At 49.2% G+C, this 21,978-nt stretch carries 20 protein-coding genes and 1 tRNA gene; 12 read left to right on the plus strand and 9 right to left on the minus strand.

Annotated features, from left to right (window positions below; translation table 11 throughout):
- Positions 1-7: 7 nt before the first annotated feature.
- From ACHHZ7_RS12750 to ACHHZ7_RS12760, 3 genes are all read right to left on the minus strand, one after another.
- Entirely contained in the window at positions 8-1,561 is a 1,554-nt protein-coding gene (locus ACHHZ7_RS12750; protein WP_060682972.1) for a transcription antiterminator, read from the minus strand.
- Between the two features lie 456 nt (positions 1,562-2,017).
- Positions 2,018-4,336, minus strand: a complete 2,319-nt coding sequence (gene yicI / locus ACHHZ7_RS12755; RefSeq protein WP_060682973.1) for an alpha-xylosidase — start codon at positions 4,334-4,336, stop codon at positions 2,018-2,020.
- Positions 4,337-4,346: 10 nt separating this feature from the next.
- Positions 4,347-5,729, minus strand: coding sequence for a glycoside-pentoside-hexuronide family transporter (locus ACHHZ7_RS12760; protein WP_060682974.1), 1,383 nt, complete (start codon positions 5,727-5,729; stop codon positions 4,347-4,349).
- A 290-nt stretch (positions 5,730-6,019) separates the two neighbouring features.
- Between ACHHZ7_RS12760 and ACHHZ7_RS12765 the strand changes: the two genes are divergently transcribed.
- From ACHHZ7_RS12765 to ACHHZ7_RS12775, 3 genes are all read left to right on the plus strand, one after another.
- Positions 6,020-6,114 (plus strand) — tRNA-Sec (locus ACHHZ7_RS12765).
- Positions 6,115-6,276: 162 nt separating this feature from the next.
- A complete protein-coding gene (locus ACHHZ7_RS12770) occupies positions 6,277-7,440 on the plus strand; it encodes an integrase arm-type DNA-binding domain-containing protein (RefSeq protein WP_060682975.1) in 1,164 nt (387 codons plus the stop codon).
- 14 nt (positions 7,441-7,454) lie between these two features.
- A complete protein-coding gene (locus tag ACHHZ7_RS12775) occupies positions 7,455-9,458 on the plus strand; it encodes an AAA-like domain-containing protein (RefSeq protein ID WP_060682976.1) in 2,004 nt (667 codons plus the stop codon).
- Between the two features lie 530 nt (positions 9,459-9,988).
- Here the strand turns inward: ACHHZ7_RS12775 and ACHHZ7_RS12780 are convergent.
- Genes ACHHZ7_RS12780 through ACHHZ7_RS12790 form a run of 3 tightly spaced genes read right to left on the minus strand, consistent with a single transcriptional unit; the run spans position 9,989 to position 11,551 of the window.
- Complete coding sequence (locus tag ACHHZ7_RS12780) at positions 9,989-10,555, minus strand: phage polarity suppression protein (RefSeq protein ID WP_003827213.1); 567 nt, start codon at positions 10,553-10,555, stop codon at positions 9,989-9,991.
- Positions 10,556-10,571: 16 nt separating this feature from the next.
- On the minus strand, positions 10,572-10,817 hold the full coding sequence (locus ACHHZ7_RS12785; RefSeq protein WP_003827212.1) for an ogr/Delta-like zinc finger family protein: 246 nt from the start codon (positions 10,815-10,817) through the stop codon (positions 10,572-10,574).
- Complete coding sequence (locus tag ACHHZ7_RS12790; protein WP_060682977.1) at positions 10,814-11,551, minus strand: hypothetical protein; 738 nt, start codon at positions 11,549-11,551, stop codon at positions 10,814-10,816. Before ACHHZ7_RS12790 ends, ACHHZ7_RS12785 begins: the two co-directional genes overlap by 4 nt.
- A 540-nt stretch (positions 11,552-12,091) precedes the next feature.
- Between ACHHZ7_RS12790 and ACHHZ7_RS12795 the strand changes: the two genes are divergently transcribed.
- From ACHHZ7_RS12795 to ACHHZ7_RS12820, 6 genes are all read left to right on the plus strand, one after another.
- Entirely contained in the window at positions 12,092-12,358 is a 267-nt protein-coding gene (locus tag ACHHZ7_RS12795; RefSeq protein WP_003827209.1) for an AlpA family transcriptional regulator, read from the plus strand.
- On the plus strand, positions 12,355-12,906 hold the full coding sequence (locus tag ACHHZ7_RS12800; protein WP_024228213.1) for a host cell division inhibitor Icd-like protein: 552 nt from the start codon (positions 12,355-12,357) through the stop codon (positions 12,904-12,906). Before ACHHZ7_RS12795 ends, ACHHZ7_RS12800 begins: the two co-directional genes overlap by 4 nt.
- Positions 12,903-13,130: a hypothetical protein gene (locus tag ACHHZ7_RS12805; RefSeq protein ID WP_003827205.1), complete on the plus strand. Its 228-nt coding sequence runs from the start codon at positions 12,903-12,905 to the stop codon at positions 13,128-13,130. The genes ACHHZ7_RS12800 and ACHHZ7_RS12805 overlap by 4 nt, the downstream gene beginning before the upstream one ends.
- The gene (locus ACHHZ7_RS12810; protein WP_021563885.1) at positions 13,127-13,447 is read left to right on the plus strand and encodes a DUF5375 domain-containing protein; all 321 of its coding nucleotides are present in this window, start codon (positions 13,127-13,129) and stop codon (positions 13,445-13,447) included. The genes ACHHZ7_RS12805 and ACHHZ7_RS12810 overlap by 4 nt, the downstream gene beginning before the upstream one ends.
- A 14-nt stretch (positions 13,448-13,461) precedes the next feature.
- Positions 13,462-15,795: a primase-helicase zinc-binding domain-containing protein gene (locus ACHHZ7_RS12815; protein ID WP_060682979.1), complete on the plus strand. Its 2,334-nt coding sequence runs from the start codon at positions 13,462-13,464 to the stop codon at positions 15,793-15,795.
- A 425-nt stretch (positions 15,796-16,220) separates the two neighbouring features.
- A complete protein-coding gene (locus ACHHZ7_RS12820; protein ID WP_060682980.1) occupies positions 16,221-16,787 on the plus strand; it encodes a DUF6680 family protein in 567 nt (188 codons plus the stop codon).
- An 8-nt stretch (positions 16,788-16,795) separates the two neighbouring features.
- Here ACHHZ7_RS12820 and ACHHZ7_RS12825 read toward each other — a convergent pair whose 3' ends face one another.
- Positions 16,796-16,990: a toxin-antitoxin system HicB family antitoxin gene (locus ACHHZ7_RS12825; protein WP_008786495.1), complete on the minus strand. Its 195-nt coding sequence runs from the start codon at positions 16,988-16,990 to the stop codon at positions 16,796-16,798.
- A gap of 136 nt (positions 16,991-17,126) precedes the next feature.
- Between ACHHZ7_RS12825 and ACHHZ7_RS12830 the strand changes: the two genes are divergently transcribed.
- The 3 genes from ACHHZ7_RS12830 to ACHHZ7_RS12840 all read left to right on the plus strand — a co-directional run bounded on the left by ACHHZ7_RS12830 (position 17,127) and on the right by ACHHZ7_RS12840 (position 18,322).
- Positions 17,127-17,417, plus strand: coding sequence for a SymE family type I addiction module toxin (locus ACHHZ7_RS12830; RefSeq protein ID WP_060682981.1), 291 nt, complete (start codon positions 17,127-17,129; stop codon positions 17,415-17,417).
- A 338-nt stretch (positions 17,418-17,755) separates the two neighbouring features.
- A complete protein-coding gene (locus ACHHZ7_RS12835) occupies positions 17,756-18,016 on the plus strand; it encodes a type II toxin-antitoxin system Phd/YefM family antitoxin (RefSeq protein ID WP_008786497.1) in 261 nt (86 codons plus the stop codon).
- A 3-nt stretch (positions 18,017-18,019) separates the two neighbouring features.
- A complete protein-coding gene (locus ACHHZ7_RS12840; RefSeq protein ID WP_071845242.1) occupies positions 18,020-18,322 on the plus strand; it encodes a type II toxin-antitoxin system RelE/ParE family toxin in 303 nt (100 codons plus the stop codon).
- 108 nt (positions 18,323-18,430) lie between these two features.
- On the opposite strand, the gene misL is transcribed toward ACHHZ7_RS12840, so the two are convergent.
- Positions 18,431-21,235, minus strand: a complete 2,805-nt coding sequence (gene misL, locus ACHHZ7_RS12845) for an intestinal colonization autotransporter adhesin MisL (protein ID WP_060682982.1) — start codon at positions 21,233-21,235, stop codon at positions 18,431-18,433.
- A 74-nt stretch (positions 21,236-21,309) separates the two neighbouring features.
- Positions 21,310-21,927, minus strand: coding sequence for a helix-turn-helix transcriptional regulator (locus ACHHZ7_RS12850; protein ID WP_032945410.1), 618 nt, complete (start codon positions 21,925-21,927; stop codon positions 21,310-21,312).
- Positions 21,928-21,978 lie beyond the last annotated feature (51 nt).

Consider the following 21,978-nt stretch of genomic DNA (forward strand, 5'->3'; position numbering starts at 1 on the left):
TCAGACATTAATTTTCAACGACAAGCGACGTCGCCCGATGTAATTTTTCCGTAATAACCATTTCTGTTACCCGCTTAATATCCGCATCATTGAAGAAGGCAGTGACATACACGACCGGCATGGCAACCGCGGGTAAATTAATCGTCGATACCACCAGTTCAATATCGTCCGTCAGTACAGAGGGCAGGCTGCCTGCCGACACCACGCCGACGATAGTCCAGTCCGGAAAGGCGCGCAGAATACGGCTTTTGAGTAAGTGAGAAGTGCCGATACCCGTTGAACAGACCAGTAGTACGCGTTTACGCGCTATCTGACGCTCCATTGCGGCCTGAAAATGCACGGTTAAATATCCCACTTCATCTTCCGACACGGCCCGCTCGCCCCAACCGCTAAACACCCGATTCACCGCACACTGGGTCAGACGCCACACGTCCTGCAACTCGCCTTTGATATCCTCCAGCAGCGGATTACGAATGCGGATCTGGTAGTTCAGTCGGTTAATCAGCGGCTTAATGTGGATCAGCAATCCGTCATACAGCGCCGTGTCCTGGCTAAGATCGCTGTCGACCATCTCGGCGAAGGTGGCAATCAACCGATGGGTAATCAAACGCGCTTCGTCGCTGGAGTGCATATGGCCAATCACACTCACGTCATTATGCTCTTCAATCACCACACCCGAGGAGATAATGTATTGATATATAAACCAGACTTCGTCTTCCGGCAGCGGGTGGGCAATGCGTTTTTCGATATGCTGAATCATGCGACTGGCAATGGAAAATATGTTCTCATCACAGGTAGTGATGCTCTCTTCTTTTCTCGGAAGCGCATTGCCCCGCGTGATGCGGTACATCATGATCAGAATATGGGTAAAGATATTGACGTAATAAGGCTCGCCGAGCGACCAGCACAGGTCGTTCTCCATTTCCTGCAATAACGTCTGGACAAATAAAACGTCTTCTTCGCCAAAGTAATGCACTAACGCTTTATAACTGCCCGGATCCAGGCGTGAATAAATCACGCTGCCGGGTTCATTATGGTTAATCACACCGTTAATCAGCGATGCCATCGCCTGGCGCACACCGCTCTCGCTGCCTTCAATGTGCGTGCCGCTCTGACTACGAATCAACAACAGGCCCAACGGGGTAATCCAGGATTCAATTACTTTCAGATCGTTAACAATCGATGCGCTACTAATGAAATAACGTTCGGATAATTTACTGATCGACGTTTCATGCGGCGTTTCGCTTAATAATTGTGAAGCTATCTTGACTCGCCGTGAATTATTCATCATGCCGTCAACATCATCACCCTCAGTTCCTAATAACTGGTCCATATATAAAAGGTCGGTAATATTATCGGCACTTAATATCACCCCAGCACCAGCACGTTTATCGATGGCTATTTTCCATTCTGATAACCATGGTTCCAGTAAGCGCAGATCGCGCTGCACAGTTTTCTCTGAAACAGATAAATACTCGGCAATTTTCAGCAGCGTGACATATTCCTTCTTAGGCAGAAGAAATTTTAATAATCTGTTTTGTCGCGAGGTAATCATTTGCATTATTTACCCTTATTACATACCAGATTAAATATCTATACCCGTCATACTTCAAGCTGCATGTGCGTTGGCTTTCCTCGCTCACCCCAGTCACGTACTTATGTACGTTCAGGGGATTCGCTGCGTCGCCGCCTTCCTGCAACTCGAATTATTTAGGTTATAAAGAAGCATTGATGCTCCACGTGTAATCCGTGATGATAAATATAAGAGGACTACGATGCGCCAACAATACTAAATCGTGTCCTGTATTCCGGACAGAAATAAGACAAAAACGGGAAATAGTGAGATATTTACGGCGCAGATCACATTTTTCGTGGGATTCAGAGTGATATCGCTCGCAAATATGGGGAGATAAAAATTTAATTCAGGATGTTTTGGATTTTCAGATCTGGAATGCTGCTCGCAGCGTGGGCCGGATAAAACGCATTGCATCGCCATCCAGCCCACGTTGAGATTTACTTACAGGATAATCGTCAGCACATCCGCATCCGGCGTGACTACCGTTCCCCACTCACTGCCCACAGATGAGCCGCCCTTCACGCCGCTAACCTGCGTAATATTACGCAGACACAGCGTCCAGTTACGCGCTTCGCCACTTCCTTGCACGGTGATGGTATTACCCGTGCGCGTCGCCTTCAGCGTGAAGATAACCGAACCGTCAGCCGCCGGGACTTCACAAATCGCCTCCCGACCCTCCTGCAGATGGAACAGCTGGAACGCCGTCCCTTCGTGCCAGGCGTAGTCCGGCTTCTGGTTATTGCAGCCCAGCGCCAGCAGTGTATTGTCGCGCACATAAACCGGCAGACTCAGGAAGTCATGCTGCTGCTTATGCCAACGGCTGCCCACCACCTCGTCGTTACGCCACAGATGCGTCCAGCGTCCTTCCGGCAGATAGAACTGCACATCACCCGCCTCGCTAAACACCGGCGCAACCATCACGCTATCGCCCAGCATGTACTGGCGGTCGAGATAATCACATGCCGGATCGTCCGGGAACTCCAGCATCATTGCGCGCATCATCGGCGTTCCGAGTTCATTGGCGCGCGCCGCTTCGCGATACAGGTATGGCATCATGCGGCATTTCTGCTCAGTGAAGTAGCGTACCACGTCGCAGGATTCATCATCGTACGCCCATGGCACACGGTAGGATTTACTACCGTGCAGGCGGCTGTGGCTGGAGAGCAACCCGAACGCACACCAGCGCTTGTAGACGTGCGCCGGGGCGGTATTCTCAAAGCCGCCAATATCGTGACTCCAGAAGCCAAAGCCGGACAGGCCGATGGACAACCCACCACGCAGGCTTTCGGCCATCGATTCATAGTTGGCGTAGCAGTCGCCGCCCCAGTGCACCGGAAACTGCTGCGCGCCGACCGAGGCCGAACGGGCGAACAGCACTGCCTCTTCTTCACCGACGGTCTCTTTCAGCACGTTCCATACCAGTTCGTTGTAGATGTACGCATAATGGTTGTGCATTTTCTGCGGATCGGCACCGTCAAACCACTTAACGTCAGTAGGAATGCGTTCGCCAAAGTCAGTTTTGAAGCAGTCAACGCCGATATCCACCAGACCTTTCAGCTTGTTGGCATACCACTCGCAGGCTTCAGGATTGGTAAAGTCATAAATCGCCAGGCCCGGCTGCCATTTATCCCATTGCCACAGGGAGCCGTCCGGGCGCTTGAGCAGATAACCTTTATCTTTCAGTTCATTGAACAGCGGGGATTTCTGGCCGATATAGGGGTTTATCCATACGCAGACCTTCAGCCCTTTCTCTTTCAGGCGGCGGATCATACCTTCCGGGTCAGGGAAGGTCACCGGATCCCACTCAAAGTCGCACCACTGGAAGGCTTTCATCCAGAAGCAGTCGAAATGGAAGACGTGCAGCGGCAGATTGCGCTCGGCCATCCCGTCGATAAAACTGTTCACCGTCGCTTCATCGTAATTAGTGGTGAACGATGTAGTCAGCCACAAACCGAATGACCAGGCTGGCGGCAGTGCCGGACGGCCGGTAAAGCGGGTATAGCGATCCAGCACCGCTTTCGGCGTAGGGCCGTCGATGACGAAATATTCCAGATACTCGCTTTCAACGCTGAACTGCACTTTTGACACTTTCTCAGAGCCGATTTCAAACGACACGCACTGCGGATGGTTTACCAGCACGCCGTAACCACGGTTGGTGAGATAAAACGGGATGTTCTTGTAAGACTGCTCGGTACTGGTGCCGCCATCGCGGTTCCATGTTTCCACCGTCTGGCCGTTACGTACCAGCGCAGTAAAGCGCTCGCCCAGACCGTACACCGTTTCGCCAACGCCCAGATCCAGGCGTTCAAACATATAGTTTTTCCCGCTGTTGGTGTCCTGCACGTAGCCGTTATTTTTCAGCTGGCTGCCGGTAATACGTTCGCCGTTACGCAGGAAATCCAGCGACCAGAACTCACCTTTAGTGACCCGCACGCTCAAATTTCCGCTTTTCAGTTCGGCAAATTCAGCGGTGTTTTGTATCTCTACGTTGACGTCCTGCAGCACGTTCAGCGAATAGTGCGGACCGTTATTCAACGCGCCCTGGAAATGTTCCATACGCACGCCCACCACGCCTTCCTGCGGCGAGAAAAAGCGCAGGGTGAAGAGTGGAGTATCCAGTTGCCAGGTACGTTCACGCACATCGCGCGGCGCAACGTAGACAATCATCTCGTTACCCTGTTGCTCAACCTCGAATACCTGAATCGGGTGAGTTAAATTCAGGCCAGGCTGCGTCAGCCAGTTTCCGTCGCTAATTTTCATCGTTGGTTCCTTAGTTCTGTAATTCTTTCGTCGAAAAATCCTGCTGATTGCGGTGCGCACCCTGAGCCAGCTGACTCATGATTTCCGTCAGATACGGCGTTTCCAGGGTATAGAAGCGTTTGGCAATCACGGCACTCAACAGGTAACAAATAGCCGGGACAATCGTGAACAATGCGATAATGATGCTAATGGTGGCGCTGTTCTGGGTTTTCGCTGCGGCATCGTAACCGCCGCCCGCCAGCATCCAGCCGATCATCGCCCCGCCGAGCGCCAGACCCAGCTTGAGCACGAACAGCGTGCCCGCGAAGCTGATCCCCGTCAGACGTTTTCCGTTACACCACTCGCCGTAATCAACGGTGTCAGACATCATCACCCACTGGATTGGCGTCACGAGCTGATGCAGTACGCCAATCACGAAGATGAAGGCGAACATGGTGAGATTTGCGTGCATCGGAACAAAGAACATTGCCAGACTGACGACCGCCAGCAGGGCGTTCGTCCACCAGAAGATGCTGACTTTGCATTTCCAGTCAGTCAGCGGTTTTGCCAGCGCAGAGCCGATAAGATTGCCGACGCAATAGGTGGTGAGGAAGGCGACAAACACTTCCGGGGTACCCAGAATCCAGGTGACGTAATACATCATCGCCCCGCCGCGAACGCAGACGGCAAGGATGTTGAGGATGGTCAGCAGGCCGACGATACGCCATTGGTCGTTCTGCCAGATGTCGCGCAGGTCTTCACGCATTGAGTTGCTGCTCGGCGGCGCTTCCACACGTTCTTTGGTAGTAAAGAAGCAAAACGCCAGCATCAGGAACGCCACAACCGAGAGCACGGCAATCCCGCCCTGGAAGCCCAGCGCTTTATTTTCACCGCCAATCAGATTCACTAGCGGCATCATCAGCACGGTGGAGAGCATGCCGCCCGCCGTCGCCAGCACAAAGCGCCATGACTGCAGGGAGATACGCTGCGTTGGGTCATTGGTTATCACTCCGCCCAACGCGCAGTAGGGAATATTTACCACGGTATAAAGCAGGGTCAGCAGCGTGTAAGTGATTGCGGCATAAATCATTTTGCCGTGCAGGCTGAGATCCGGCGTGCTGTAGGCGAGCACACAGACCAGACCAAATGGCAGAGCGCCAAACAGCACCCATGGGCGGAATTTTCCCCAGCGTGAACGGGTGCGGTCGGCGAGCAGTCCCATGCAAGGGTCTGAGATAGCATCCAGCGCGCGAGCCAGTAAGAACATCGTGCCGACAAAACCGGCCGGGATACCAAAAATATCGGTATAGAAGAACATCATATATAACATAACGTTATCAAAGATGATGTGGCTGGCGGCATCGCCCATGCCGTAGCCAATCTTCTCTTTAACGGACAAAATCTCACTTTTCATTACGCATCCTTGTTAGCACTTTCACACGCACTGATACCGGTTACAGTTCTTGTAAACCATCCCTGTGAGCGCGGGTATTCCGATATCTCGTTATCAAATTACGATTCTTGTTTTCTGTGATCAGAGTAGCGTCAAAAAATGTGTCTAAGTGTAAGTAATGGATTTTGCGGGGATTTATTTGAAACTGGTCATGGTATGGAGAAACGGAAGTTAAAAAAGTGAGTGAGGGGGTGTGGAAACGTTTGGAAGTAGCTATAATGCGCCCCGCCTCCATGTAGCAATCGAGGCGCGGAAGATCGTCATCTCCGGTGAGGTGGCTGGACTTCAAATCCAGTTGGGGCCGCCAGCGGTCCCGGGCAGGTTCGACTCCTGTGATCTTCCGCCAAAGTTCCTCCATACCCATCCGAGAACATCTAAAAAATCCTTTATTTTCAATAGACATATCAAATTACTCATCCGTAACAGTCCGACAACTTCTCCCTGAATCCATGAAAAATATGTATAGTGATATGTATAGATTTTTTATACACATTTTTGACTTATACACATGGCACTTACAGACATACAAATCAAACGAGCAAAGCCCCAAGACAAGCCCTACACATTGAACGATGGACAAGGCCTGTCATTACTCATCAATCCAGACGGCTCAAAGGGCTGGCGCTTCCGCTTTCGTTTTGCCGGTAAAGCACGGCTAATGTCATTTGGCCGCTACGACCTTGTGAGCCTCGCAGAAGCACGTGAGAAACGCGATACAGCTCGTAAGCAGGTAGCAAGCGGCATAGACCCAGTAGAAGAACGTAAAGCCCAAAAGCTGGCACAGCAACTCTCAACAGAGAATTCATTCGAAGCCATATGTCGAGAATGGCACACTAACAAAGCCGATCGCTGGACAGTGGCCTACCGCGAAGAAATCATCAAAACATTTGAGCAAGATGTTTTCCCGTTCATTGGTAAGCGCCCTATAAATGAGATTAAACCGCTGGAACTGCTTGAGGTGCTACGGAGGATAGAGAAGCGTGGAGCGCTAGAGAAAACACGTAAGGTGCGTCAGAGGTGCGGTGAGGTTTATCGCTACGCAATCATAACTGGTCGCGCTGAATACAATCCTGCTCCTGATTTAGCCATCGCTCTGGCCGTTCCTAAGCAAAAACATCATCCATTTCTATCTGCCGAAGAATTGCCTCATTTTATTCGAGATCTCGAAGCGTATACCGGTAGCATCATCACCAAAAATGCTACGAAGATAGTCATGCTGACTGGTGTAAGAACGCAGGAGATGCGCTTTGCCACGTGGGATGAGGTTGATCTTGAGAAAGGTATATGGGAAATCCCTGCTGAACGGATGAAAATGCGTAGGCCTCATATCGTTCCTTTGTCTACTCAGGTAATCGACCTCTTCAAGCAACTCAAGCCTATTACTGGTCACTACCCTTATATTTTTATTGGCAGGAACAACCGTAGCAAACCGATCTCTAAAGAAAGTGTGTCACAAGTAATTGAACTGCTGGGCTATAAAGGACGTGCGACAGGTCACGGTTTTCGACACACGATGTCGACAATATTGCATGAACAAGGTTTTGATAGTAACTGGATAGAAATGCAGCTAGCTCATGCTGATAAAAATATCATAAGAGGTGTATATAACCATGCCTCGTATCTTGAAAGCAGAAGACAAATGTTAGAATGGTACTCTAATTACTTGTATTAATAAAAGGGGTAATAATGCAACACAGCACTCAAAGTTTCGATAAACCGGGTATTTTATCAACACTAAATATTGAAACTAGAAGCCAGAATGAGAAAAAAATAATTGAAGCTGTTTCACAAATTTGGTTTGTGACTTTTTTCAAGTCAGCAAACTTCAAAAACAGTGAGTATCATTTTTTCTTTGCAAAACCTACCCGGGAAATTTCAGAACAATTTCACTTCTCTCGTGAGGTATTGGTTTTAATAACTCCTTCGTCACATTTTATGCCGAGATGCCTTGATTTTGTTGATAAATTAATGGGTGATTATCAAAATAGATTAGATAAATTATGTGTTTTTATCGTTAGTAAAGATGATCAAGTTTCAGAAAAAGTACAAGGTATTATTTTACAGGACAAAGAGTCAAGAATAATAGTACCCTTTACTTACGATGAACTCATTAATAATCCAGACTCAAGTGAATTACAAGTAAACCGACTAAAGAAAAGTTTTTATGAACGAGACCTTTTCTCTTATGAAACCCCTCTAAAAACAGACACGTATTTCTTTGGGCGTCATGAAGCAATACAATCTTTATACGGAAAATATCAAACAGGCCAATGTAGCTCCTTATTTGGATTAAGGCGAATTGGCAAAACATCTGTTATTTATGCAATATTGAGAATGATGGATGTAAGGAACGAGCCAAATGTTTATTTGGATTGTTCTGAAACATCATTTCACATGCGCAGATGGAATGAATGCTTATTCTTCATCGTAAACGATATTTCAAAAAAATACTCACTACCGAAACATCTTAAACTTTCAAGCGAAGACGACTACACAGAAAAAAATGCCTCTATATGCTTCGAAAGAGACATTGAATCAATATATAACCATTTTAAAGGCAAGCGTTTGTTAATTGCTTTAGATGAAATTGAAAACATAACATTCACATTATCCCCAACTATTCATTGGAAAGAGAGTTTAGATTTTATCTATTTCTGGCAAGCTTTACGATCATTATTTCAAAAAAGACAAGATCTTTTTTCCGTTATGATTTCAGGTGTCAATCCGATTTCAATTGAAACTCCGATAGTCAACACCTACGACAATCCTATATATAGATTTATCTCCCCTTCGTATCTTCCTTTTTTTGACGCAAATGAGGTAAAGGAAATGGTGAGTACAATCGGAAATTATATGGGGATGAGTTTTGATGACGAAATTTATACCTATCTAACAGATGATTTCGGAGGGCACCCATTTATAATAAGACAAGTTTGCAGCCATTTATTCAAAGAAAAGAAAGGGTTAAAAAGCATTTCTATAACCAAATATGAATATGAGAGAAAAAGAGAAGAGATAAATAATAGCATTGTTGATTATCTAGACCTTATCATAACTGTTTTACGTGAACGATATCCTGATGAATACCAACTCATTGAATATCTGGCAGCAGGAGACCAAAAAACATTTACCGAATTTTTCGGCATGTCAGAAAAACTAGTAGAGCATTTAATTGGTTATGGCCTTGTAAAACGTGATGCTGAAAATTTTCACTTCACAATTAAAACCATTGCGTCATATATAAACACTCAGAGTCGCATCCGACTGATGCCAACAACCAGAGAAGAAAAATGGCATCGTCTTTGTGAAGGAAGAAATAAACTTGAAACTGACTTAAGGCAGCTTATAAGTCATTCATTAAAATATAAACACAGCCCCGAGAAGGCCAAAGAGATATTTTTAGCCATTATATCTCCACCCGATAGGCAAAAGAGCCTTTCATTGTTAAAATTCAGTGAAATATTCAAATCCAAACTATATTTCGAGGATTTAAGGAAAGTAATTGAAAAAAACTGGTCTGATTTTGAAAAAGTTTTCAACAATGAAAAAAGTAAATTCTCTCAATATATGACCATTATAAACTCAACAAGAGGTGACGCTCATGCCAATGATGTCAGTGATGACGATATGGGTTTGTTTGAGATAACTATTGATTGGTTACAGAAGAAGGTTGATAAATATTTAGAGTAAGAGCAGTTATAATAAAGGTCATGACTAGTTACACCATGAAAGCCGCTTAACAGCGGTTTTTTTTCACGAAAACAACTTTGCAAAACCAAATCTTAGCATGTAAATGCTGAACCTATTATTACTTATAAAAACACATAGCAATCTAAATCGGTTGAACACTAAATAATTAGTTTTGCCTCTTGATTATTAATTAAGAATTGAACAGACTCTTTTTTTACCCCCCATAAAATCTAATATTTATTTTCTAAAACCATTTATCCTACATTTTTGTTTTAAGCATATACTGTCGATGTGGTGTGCTTCGATAATTAAAAAATTAATCAGCGTGCTCGCGCGCAATGCTCTCCCCGCCACGCCTGCCCGCTTAATGGGCCGCTTTTAATGCAGGTGCAAAGGTGGTCTCAGGCCGCGCCACGACTGGCGCTGGTCTGTCATGCCGGAACGAAAAAACGCATGCAAAACCATGCACCTTATGGATGCATGGCTTATTTCGTTAAAAATAGCGGGATTTACGGGGATTTTTTGACAGGCTACTGCGCGGCCAGTTCGGCGCGTCGACGGGTGTAAATCATGTTCTGTGCAGGGGTGAATTTTTCACGATTATCATCCCGCGAAGGCGCGTCAGGCCTGTATCCGATGGCCGTTAAAATATCTTTATCCTGTGCAGAATAATTAATTTCATTTTCAACGGTCAGCCAGACGGAAAGAGCTTCTCTCAGGTAAGAGACTGAACGGTCAAGCGCGCGATTTTTTATCATCGCGGGCTGGTTTTTAATCCCCATCAGCTCCGGTGCCAGTGCGGCGGCCAGCTCTGCGCCGTTCTGCTGCATAAAATCATGCAGCCGGTTACGGATGCTGATGCGCTGCACCTCCTCATGCGAGAAGATGTAGCGACCGGCGGCCTGATTAACTTCCCATTTTTTTACGTCAATCAGGTCACGCAGCATCTGTAATCTGCGGGAGCCTGATACATTGTCATCCAGCAATAATTCCTGATATTCCTGCATTGCGGCGGCCAGTTCGGTTTTACGGTTCAGCCACGCGGTTTTGTTCGTCTGACAGGCGTCATAGGCCTGCTGTAAGGTCAGAGTGGTCACGGGTTGTCTCTCCTGATTAATGGCGGAACGGCGAGCTGTAGCAGCCTTTTACCCGACGGGGTGCCATGGGGGCTGTCGGCACCGGCGCGGGTTTCTCATCGACGACCGGCGAACGTATCACTTCAAAGATGGACTCATGCGTTTTGAATGTCGCCGAGCAGTGCACATTCTGGCACTGCAGGTAACTCTCTTTGACGCTCTCAGACATATAGCGGCTGGTGCGAACGTGTGCCGCTGTGCGGCAGAAAGGGCAGCGCATCATGACAATAACCCCCGTGCTTTCAGGTCAGCTTCACGTTCCCACATTTTTTCCTGCCAGACTTTTCGCTGACCGGGCGTGGTCGCAACGTCATGTTCCATATGCGGCAGTGTGGAAGCCGACAGCCCTGTTTTAAACAGCACCGGTTCATCGGTCAGACGGATATTGCAGTCCTTTACGGCCTGTTCAAGCCATGCTTTCACCTGCTGCATCACAACTTTTTCCGGTTCGATATATCCCTGATGCCCGGTCGTATTAGCAAGCGGATTATTCAGAACCAGTATGTTGAGTTTCATTGCTCTGATGAGGGCACCGCAGCTTTCACGCAGGGCTGCATCAAGTTCATGCTCTGCATACTGACTGAGGACGCCGTGATGTGCCTGACGGTATGCTCTGGCCGTGCGGTCACAGGCTCCTTTGAGTCTGTCCAGCTCAAAAGATAGTACCTCGTTCATGCTGTCACATTCCTGCGCCAGTTCCCGCCGTGCCACGCGCGCCAGATGGCGTTGTTTCAGCTCATCGGTAATGACAGCACCACCGGCACGAAAGGCGGCGCGCCATGCGCCGGAATCATTGCCGTTTTCCTGCTCCAGTTCCTTTTTTTGTGCTTTCACCTGGCTGATGGCCGCCGTGGTTTCATCCATGTGTCGGGCATTAATGAGATGTTCCTCTCTGGCCGTCTCAAGCCGTTCCATTGCAGGTTTAAGGTAGTCGGGAATAACATCGGTATGAGTCATGTCGGGTCTCCTCTTCGTTTCAATCTGAGGAGATTCTGCCGCGCCGGACACAACAACACGATTCATTGCCGTTGTGGCAAAAATGGTACAAACAAACCTTAAAACCCGGCTGGCCAGAGAAAGGTCTCAGGAAAACCCTACTCACCGTTTGTTTTTTTACTTATAACTATTCACTACTGTTCACTGAAAAGAAAAAGATAAGTAATACAGCAAGATAAAGGGTGAATAGTTGGGGGTATAACTGTTCACCGACTGTTCACTACTATTCACCTTTTGCTTTTTGCCTGGGTTGTCGGATTTAGTCTTTTTTCCGATTAATTATGAGGAAATATATAAGTGAAAGTAATTAAAGTTGCTGCAATGTAATGCATTGATTTGCATCTGTTTGCCAGCATTTGCCATTGTTCAAAAATCGCTCTGTTGTGTGGTGAAGCACTACAAAATGACTTGTTGCTCTGAAGGAAAATATTCACAAAATAGAGAGCTACCCGAAGCCGGACGGACACGACCGGCACTGTATGGACTTTGTGAGGTAGCCCGATGCACACTGCTTTTTCTTCCCCGTCTTCTGCCCCTGCCGCGCCGCTGATGCCGGTCTCTGATGCCGTTCAGGAGCGCTTTATCCGCCTGCCTGAAGTGATGCATCTGTGCGGCCTGTCCCGGTCAACCATTTACGACCTCATCAGCCGCGAGGCTTTCCCGAAACAAATCAGCCTGGGCGGAAAAAACGTGGCGTGGGCGCAGTCTGAAATCACCGCATGGATGACTGACCGCATTGCCGAACGCAACCGGGGCTATGACGCATGATGATGACCGTTCAGCAAACAGCCCCTTTTTCTGGCTTGCTTCTTTTCGTCGTTTCCAGGTATAGTTTTCCCGCTGTCGCAAAATCGGCAGCCGGGATTTGCAGCCCGTGTAACTTATTGGCGACACAACACGCGCCGAGCGTGTTTTTTTATGTCGTTGCTCAGACACACCTATTTTTCGGGCTGTGGTGCTTACACCGTGGCTCCTGTCAGATAATGGTGGTCCGGGCGGGGCAGCCCTCGGGCTGGCCGGTTTCCAATAAGGCCGGTACTGCAAACCCCGTCCGGGCTACCACCCATGAGATTTGCAGCTCTGGTGGTGGCGATAACCGCTACTTATTGGAGATTGCCGCTATGGCTACGACCCTCACCCCGTCACACCCGCAGTTTGTCTTTGTGTTTGCCGGCGTTCGTCGTGCAGACCGTAAACCCCGTATCTGTATGCTTCGCACCGTTGCCGGTGATGAACACGCCGCACGTCTTTCCCTCGTTCGCGATTACGTCCTCTCGTTTGCTGGCCGTCTGCCGGTTGCGGAGGTGTGCGCATGAAACACACCACCATTACCGCCCGTGACCTCGAATGCCTTGAGCACATGCGCAACATCGGCCAGCTCGTCGGCGACCTGATGCAGGTACAGGACTGCGCCACCGTTCGTCGTGACCCGGCGCAGCACTTACAGCTCACCTCCGTGATTTACCTCATGACCGCCCAGCTCGACGGCGTTGTCGAACGCTGCAATCAGCAGTGGCTGACCGGGGAGGGTAACGTATGAAAAAGCCATTACCACCCGTATTACGCGCCGCGCTGTATCGTCGCGCCGTGGCCTGTGCATGGCTGACGGTATGCGAGCGTCAGCACCGCTATCCCTACCTCACCCTCGATGCACTGGAAAGCGCCATTGCCGCCGAGCTGGAGGGTTTCTATCTGCGTCAGCACGGTGAGGAAAAAGGCCGTCAGATTGCCTGCGCACTGCTGGAAGATTTAATGGAAGCCGGACCACTCAAGGCCGCGCCCTCACTGTCCTTTCTCGGGCTCGCGGTGATGGATGAACTTTGCGCCCGTCATATCACATCGCCTGTATTGCACTGAGGGAGAAAATAACCATGAAAATGAACGTAACGGAAACCGTAAAACAGGCGTGCGGCCACTGGCCGCGTATCCTCCCGGCGCTGGGTGTGAAGGTGATTAAAAACCGCCATCAGTCCTGCCCGGTGTGCGGCGGCTCTGACCGCTTCCGCTTCGATGACAAAGAGGGGCGCGGGACGTGGTTCTGTAACCAGTGCGGCGCGGGTGACGGACTGAAACTGATTGAGAAGGTATTCGATGTATCTGCCTCCGAGGCCGCCCAAAAGGTGAATGCCGTCACCGGAAATCTGTCGCCGGTCGCCCCGGAAGTGATTGCGGCCGCAGAAGCTGAAACCGATGCTGACCGCAAAGCGGCGGCCGGGCTGGCCGTTAAGCTCATGGAGAAAACCCGCACGGCCAGCGGCAACGCCTACCTCACCCGCAAGGGATTCCCCGGTCATGAGTGTGTCATGCTGACGGCCACACACAAAACCGGCGGCGTGACGTTCCGCGCCGGTGATATGGTTGTCCCGCTGTATGACGATGCCGGGGCACTGGTTAACGTTCAGCTTATTAATTCTGACGGTCTCAAACGCACCCTGAAAGGCGGGGCGGTAAAAGGAGCGAGCCATACCATCGAAGGGAAAAAACAGGCCGGAAAACGCCTGTGGATAGCGGAGGGTTATGCGACCGCGCTCACCGTGCATCACCTGACCGGCGAAACCGTTATGGTGGCGCTGTCGTCCGTGAACCTCCTTTCTCTGGCGAGCCTTGCCCGTCAGAAACACCCGGCCTGTCAGATTGTGCTCGCCGCCGACCGTGACCTTAACGGTGACGGCCAGAACAAAGCCGCGGCGGCCGCAGAAGCCTGTGAAGGCATTGTCGCCCTGCCGCCGGTGTTCGGTGACTGGAATGATGCGTTTATAGAGAAAGGAGAGGAGGCCACGCGGAAAGCGATTTATGACGCCATCCAGCCACCGGCTGACAGTCCTTTCACTACCATGAGTGAGGCGGAATTTACCGCCATGAGCACCAGTGAAAAGGCAATGCGGGTGCATGAACATTACGGTGAAGCGCTGGCCGTGGATGCGAACGGCCAGCTCCTGTCCCGCTATGAGGCCGGGATATGGAAAATCATTCCGCCATCGGATTTTGCCCGCGACGTGGCCGGGTTGTTCCAGCGACTGCGCGCCCCGTTCTCGTCGGGGAAAATTGCCTCAGTGGTGGAGACCCTGAAACTGATTATTCCGCAGCAGGACGCCCCGGCACGGCGTCTGATTGGCTTTCGCAACGGCGTACTCGATACCGCCACCGGCACATTCAACCCTCACCATAAATCACACTGGCTGCGCACGCTCTGTGATGTCGATTTTACCCCGCCGGTCGAGGGTGAAACGCTGGAAACTCACGCCCCGGATTTCTGGCGCTGGCTCGACCGCGCCGCCGGTGGCAGACCGGAAAAACGCGACGTGATTCTGGCCGCGCTGTTTATGGTGCTGGCGAACCGCTACGACTGGCAGCTCTTTCTTGAGGTGACCGGGCCGGGAGGGAGCGGGAAAAGTATTCTGGCCGAAATTGCAACGATGCTCGCCGGGGAAGATAACGCCACGTCGGCGACCATCGAAACGCTGGAATCACCGCGTGAACGTGCCGCACTGATTGGTTTCTCGCTTATCCGTCTGCCTGACCAGGAAAAATGGAGCGGTGACGGGGCAGGACTTAAGGCCATCACTGGCGGTGATGCTGTATCGGTCGACCCGAAATACAAGGATGCGTATTCCACTCATATTCCGGCGGTGATTCTGGCCGTGAACAATAACCCGATGCGCTTTACCGACCGCAGCGGCGGCGTTTCCCGTCGCCGGGTGATCCTGCATTTCCCGGAGCAGATTGCCCCGGAAGAGCGCGACCCGCAGCTCAAGAACAAAATCGCCCGCGAGCTGGCCGTGATTGTGCGCCAGCTAATGCAGAGGTTCAGCGACCCGATGACCGCCCGCGCACTGCTCCAGTCACAGCAGAACTCCGACGAGGCGCTCAGTATTAAACGTGATGCCGACCCGACATTTGATTTTTGTGGTTACCTTGAAGCACTGCCGGAGCCTGAGGGTATGTATATTGGCAATGCAAACATCATTCCGCGTCAGCCGCGCCTGTATCTGTATCATGCCTATCTGGCGTATATGGAAGCCCACGGCTACAGGAATACCCTGAGCCTGACTATGTTCGGTAAGGGGTTGCCAGCCATGCTGAAAGAGTACGGGCTAAATTATGAGAAGCGCCGAAAAAATCAGGGCATACAAACCAATCTCACGCTAAGAGAGGAAAGCAACGCCGACTGGTTGCCGAAATGTGATAACCCCATAACGAAATAACCTACCCTGACCGGCAATCGCCGGTCTTTTTTTACCTGCAAAACGGCAAAAGTGAACAGTAAAGTGTTCACTGTTCACCAACCATTCACCGTGTAACATAATGATTTCAACGAACAAAAATACACAGTGAACAGTGTGAACAGTTTTTCTAAAAAAAAGTTTTTTTCTGAGGTCTGTCACTGGTGACTTATCAATAGATAGTTTGTCAGTCCAGCAAATGTGTATAGAGATGTGTATAAAAAATAGAATGTAAATATTAAAATCCCAATAAATACATGAAATTAAACTACATATCGAACTCCTGTGATCTTCCGCCAAAATTCTCATATCATCCCAGCCATTTGCCATATATTCTCAGCATATGCATGCTTTTATAATTCTCGCCCACAATATCTATTTTCATTTATGATTAACGAGAATCCCATATGAGCACAGCCCTTACGATCATGGCCATTGCTGCTACTGTAATTAGCCCATTATTAGCCATTCAGACACAGAAATTTATAGAAAGATATTCTCAGAAAAAATCATTAAAAATTGATATATTCAAACAACTTATGGCTACTCGATCTCAGAACTCTCGACTGTCTAATGAACATGTTCGCGCATTAAATATGATCGACTTAGCATTTTACGGAAAAATAAAAAGAGGAAGAACCAAGAGAAGCGATTCTGAAAGTAAGGTATTATCTTCGTGGAAACTTTACTTTGCACATTTAAATACATCTTACCCTGATAATGATAATGCATCTGGCACCATATGGAACCAAACAAGCAACAATCTTTTTCTAGACTTGCTATCAGAGATAGCTAAAGATATTGGCTATGATTTTGAGCGAGTTCAATTACAAACAGCCATATATTCACCTATGGCCCACGGGGCAATAGAAAACGATAAATTAAAAATTAGACAGGGATTGGCTGCAATATTCTCAGGAGAAAATGCCCTAAAAATGGAAATTATAAATATTCCCGCAAGACAGGGCAATTAATCTATTCACTATTTATCCTGTGGCTCAATACCTAACCGTTCCAACTCCTTTCTCCCTAAAGTTTTGAGCCAATTCCCCAAACTCATCCCTTCGGCCTTTGCCGCAGCCTCGAACTGCGCCTTTAACTCGGGTGTGATGCGAATCTGGAAAGTTGGTGCTTTTCCGGATTTAGACTGATTTGGATCGCGTTTAGCTGTTGACATGCACGTACCTATAAGAGCAGTATACCACCAACCAGGTACGTACCTTTTATATCTGACGACCTGATTTATAACGCCCTCGCCTGGTATTCGCAGTACCCGACGAGAGCTAACCTCATCAACTATCAAGGAGTTGATTATGGCTGATTCGCATTCTACCCCAGACACCGACCAATCCGGAACCGAGCGTTCGGTAATTGTGGGATACCGCCCGAATGTTTTCGACAAATCCACACCCAAAATTATTCTTTCCGGCAAGTGGCTACGCGAAGCGGGGTTTGATACCGGGCAACAGATTACCGTAAAAGTGATGAATGGCTGTATCGTCCTGATGGTCTATGGCGAGCAGGAGCAACGGTTGCAGGATGAGTTGAATGAGGCACATCAGAAGCTGAACAGAATCGAGAGCACATTGGCGACTCTCCAGTGAAGCACGGCTGAACCTGCAAGCGGTACTTACAGGTTTACTTGGTGCCGGATGGCGCTTGCGCTTATCCGGCCTACTCAACTGAACTGGATTTGATAGAAAATGAACTATCCGGAAATTCCGGATAGTTCATTGGGAAGGGAAAGATTAGATTTCCGGATCAATAGCTCTCTAGAATCATGTAAGTGACACTTACATGCTCACCTGGTGCCGGATGGCACTTGCGCTTATCCGGCCTACTTTCACAATACCCTTTGTCTGACCACCCACCTCATAGTGACCCCCAGAAAGATATCGACTATAATGAACGAATCGAACGATTCATGCGAAATGGTGGCAATATGCATACTCTTACGGCAAATGAAGCCAAAACCCAGTTTGGCGATATGCTACTTAAAGCGCAGCGAGAACCTGTGCAAATTAACCGTAACGGTAAACCTGTTGCAGTCGTCGTTTCCATTGAGGACTATGAACAAATGGAAGCCATGAAGCTCCAGTTACTGAAGGCCAAAATTCAGCGTGCTCAAAACGATATTCATTTGGGCAATATTGTTGATGGTGATGCTTTTTTTGATGAGTTGATGGATCAACACAAAGGATAAAAAGTGAGTTACAAACTTACTGGAGAAGCACAGCGCGATATTATTGAAATCCGTGATTACACATCAAGAAATTGGGGCGCTAAACAGTCCAGGGATTATCTTAGAAAATTACGGGGCGTTCTCTCTCAGTTAGCTGAAATGCCAGACATGGGGCATCATCGAATTGATGATTTTGGTGAAGATATTTACAGCTTTCCTTATGTTAGCCATATGATTTACTACAGTGCACAAGACACAAATATTGTTGTACTGGCAGTCTTACACCAAAGCCGAGTACCAACAAAACTTCTGGGACAACGTTTGTAGCCCGCTACCTTAATGCCGGATGGCGCTTATGCTTATCCGGCCTACGATTCCCAGAAAAAATAAAGCCGCCGATCGGTTAATCAGCGGCTTTTACATTACTGTATTACATCAGAAGTTATATTTTACGCCGAGCATACCGCGGGTATCGCTGTAACCTTTATCGCCGACCTGTTGGGCCACGTTGCTCCACACATTGAGGCGCGGAGTGATTTGACCTTCAACGCCGACTTTCAGCTCGCCGATGTTTTTGGTGCCGCGCATGTCATTGCTCACATCGTCCATCTTCACACTGGTCGTCTGCGTGTTGTGGATCCAGTTGGCTTCAACAAACGGCTGGAACTCGCGAGATTTACCGTCATCGATGGCGTTATGGCCGTTGATAAAGGCTTTCACGCCCAGGCGAGTCATCAGGTTGCCATCGTTGTCATCCTTCACGCGGGTCCCGTTCGCTTCGCGATGGCTGTCGGCCTGCACGTCCATCCACACCACCTGCGCTTTCGGTTGCAGCCAGTAGCTGTTGCGTTCGCTTTCACCCAGTTTGAAGCTGTAACCGGCTTCAACCGAAGCGGTTATCCCGCTGGATTTGTATTTCTCTGCTGCCTGCTCCTGGCCCATCACTTTGTTATCAAACCAGTTGTACAGCGCCCAGGTATCCACGTAGGTGCCGGTCTTGTCGGCGTCATTGGCATACCATGTGCCATACAGCCCCACGCTGTAACCGGTGACCTGACCACGTGAATGGTAGCCGGTCAGGCTGGACTGCGTGCGGTTCTGGCTGTTGGCATAACCTGCCATCGCGCCAAGGTGCCAGCGGTCAAGACCGTCGCTACTCCACTGCGCCAGGTCGCCGCCTAGCTGCATTACATAGCTGTTGCTTTGGGTTTTCAACTGCCCGCTACCGTCTTTGAAGCGGGTATGCGCCCCAACGTTACGCATCCACAGGCTGGTAACTTTCTTCTCGCCTGTCAGCATATCGACGTACTGCGTTTCACCCAGACGATCGTGCAGTCGGGTCATAAACAGCGTGTTAGCCGCATAGTTGTTCGCCAGATAACTGCCTGCTTCCGGACGGTATTGCTGCTCAGTGACAGGAGGCGCAACAGGTTCTTCCGGCTCAGGGATAATCGGGTCTACAGGATCGACCGGGTCTGGATCAATAGGGTCAACCGGGTCCGGATCAACAGGGTCCGGGTCATGCGGATCGACGGGGTCCGGGTCTTCCGGATCCGGCGGAGCAGGAATAAAGCTGGTCAGATACCAGTTACTGCCTTTCTGCACCACGTTATAGTCGTACGCTCCGGCAACAATACGGCCCGCTTTCTCAAAAGTACCGTCAGAATTACCGGCCACTTCGATGATCTCAATACCTTCAATGGTCTGCGCCCCAGTTCCGCCAATGTTATTCACCGCCACAAACGCATTACCCGCGGTGTTGCCGAGCACTTTCAGCTTGTCGGTTTCGGAGGTATCGTCATTCAGGACAGTATTGAAAACCAGTTTGCCGCCGTTCCCGGTAAAATCTTCATTGATGGTAAGCGTCTGCCACGGTTCGCCGTCAGCATGCCCAAAGTTCACCACTGACCCGCCGTTCAGCGTCAGGTCGGTGAGCGTTGAGCTGTTAGTCATGTTCCAGGTCGCGTCGCTCATTTGCAGCGAGATAACGCCCGTCCCGGCAGTGGCGCTGGTGATGTATGACGCCCCGCTCCACAACGAGTTGTCGGTCATGTTGAGCTTAATGGTACTGTTTTGCTGCGGCAGGCTGCTGGTTGCAGCAGTCGCGCCAGCGGCATGAAGATCGCCGTCGATAAGAAAACGCCCGCCAGTAGAACCGTCTACGATGCCGCCCGTTTCAGTACTGATGGCATAACTTTCGTTGCTGTGATCGCCCGCCATGGTAATGGCGGCACCGCCTGCCAGGTTTATCGCCCCGCGTGAAGTCGCATACAGGCCGCGTGGCGCTTTGCTGTATGACGCCGCTTTCGCCGAACTGTTCACGTTGATCGTTGCGTTTTCACCGAGATTCACGGTCGCGTTGGTGGAATAAACCGCATGAGCGCTGACGCCGTTGACCGTAATCGTCGCGTTGTTGCCCAGTTCCGTTTTGGACGATGAGGCGGCATAAATCCCCGTTGAAGAAGCACCCGAAGTCTCAATGGTGGCGTCATTGCCAAGCAGTATCGAGGAACCGTTCTGCCCGGTGCGAAGACCCTCTGAACTGTCACCTGTCGTCACAATGTGTGCCCGGTCGCCAACGACAATTGTATTTTTGGCCTGCGTGGCGTCTTTCATCGCGTTTGCTGTGATACCACGTCCCTGGGAACCGGTGGTCTGAATATACAGATCGTCACCGACGTAAATGCTGGCCGAGCCCTTCCAACCCTGGCTATAGGAGTTGTAACCGGCGTTAATACCGTCACCATCCTGACCGTCCACATAAATACTGGTGCGATCCCCGGTGATGATAAAGACCGGGTTATCCGGCGTATTGGCCCCGTGCGTGCGGATACCGTCAACATCTTTACCATTATTGGCGGCATTCTTCGACTGCGTGCGAATCGTCAGGTCGTCCCCAAAAATAACGCCCGGACTACCCGTTGTACTGTTCTGAATAACGGTAACAGAGTGCTCAAAAGCTTCAGCGCCGGGTCCATTAATCGTTAATCCATTGCCATAAACGGGAATAGTGCCCGCACTCCATTGATAAACATAATTCGGCATGGCGCTGGTTTTAGCGAAACTGGCATTTGCCTGCGCTGGAATTATTGCCTGCAATTCCGGGGGCAGACTGCTAACCAGTCCGGTGGAGGGTAGACTATCAACGTCAACCCATGCCGCTTGAGCTGAAAATACCATAGAGGTTAATGCGGCTGAAACCGCTATGGCAATACGAGAATAAGATTTGGGATTTGGCATATTAGCCTCCTGCTTTCAGGCGTAGAGCGTCCACCACATCGCAAGGATGTGAAATAATAAAATTCAAAAATACGTTATAAAATATTCGACAATATTTGATGAATACTATGGCCTAACTTATCTTCAAGCCTGAGCTTGTAGACATATATTTTCTTAATATCGATATTATCTATTTTGGTAATTTGCTGAATACTTTTCCCTGACACAAAACGCTTCAGTAATATCATTTCAGTATAGTTAAGTGAGCGTCCACGTTTGCTGTTAGCGAGATGACCCGTAAAGAGTCGCCTAATTTTCTGATGTTGAACTTCGTCATCATCATCAGAATATATAATCCCTTGGATTTTATTGCTTTTGGACAGCCAGTAGTTGGCTAACGGCGCCAGGTTCCTGTCTGCTATCAACACAATATGCATACCGCTGTAGGCAAGCCGGTCAACCCATTGCGGGTCGGCAAACAGGCGCAGATTCGGGAAAGAAAAGTCCACAAAAATAAACCCACGCGACAAATGGTTTTGATTATTAAGCAGAAGCTTTTCAATAATTCCTTTTTGCAGAAAACCATTCCCCTCAGGCCAGATCGCAAAAGCGGCACGGTGGCAGTAACTGGCGCGAACCGCAGTATCCGGAAATAATTGACAGGATAATTCACAGCTTATGCAACGAACAGTCTGTGACGGTGATCTCTTCATCAAAAATGACTCCTGTTATTTTTCCATAAATATTTCATTGGTAAATAAATG

The organism is Citrobacter freundii complex sp. 2024EL-00216 (assembly GCF_043945515.1).
Classification (GTDB): domain Bacteria; phylum Pseudomonadota; class Gammaproteobacteria; order Enterobacterales; family Enterobacteriaceae; genus Citrobacter; species Citrobacter portucalensis.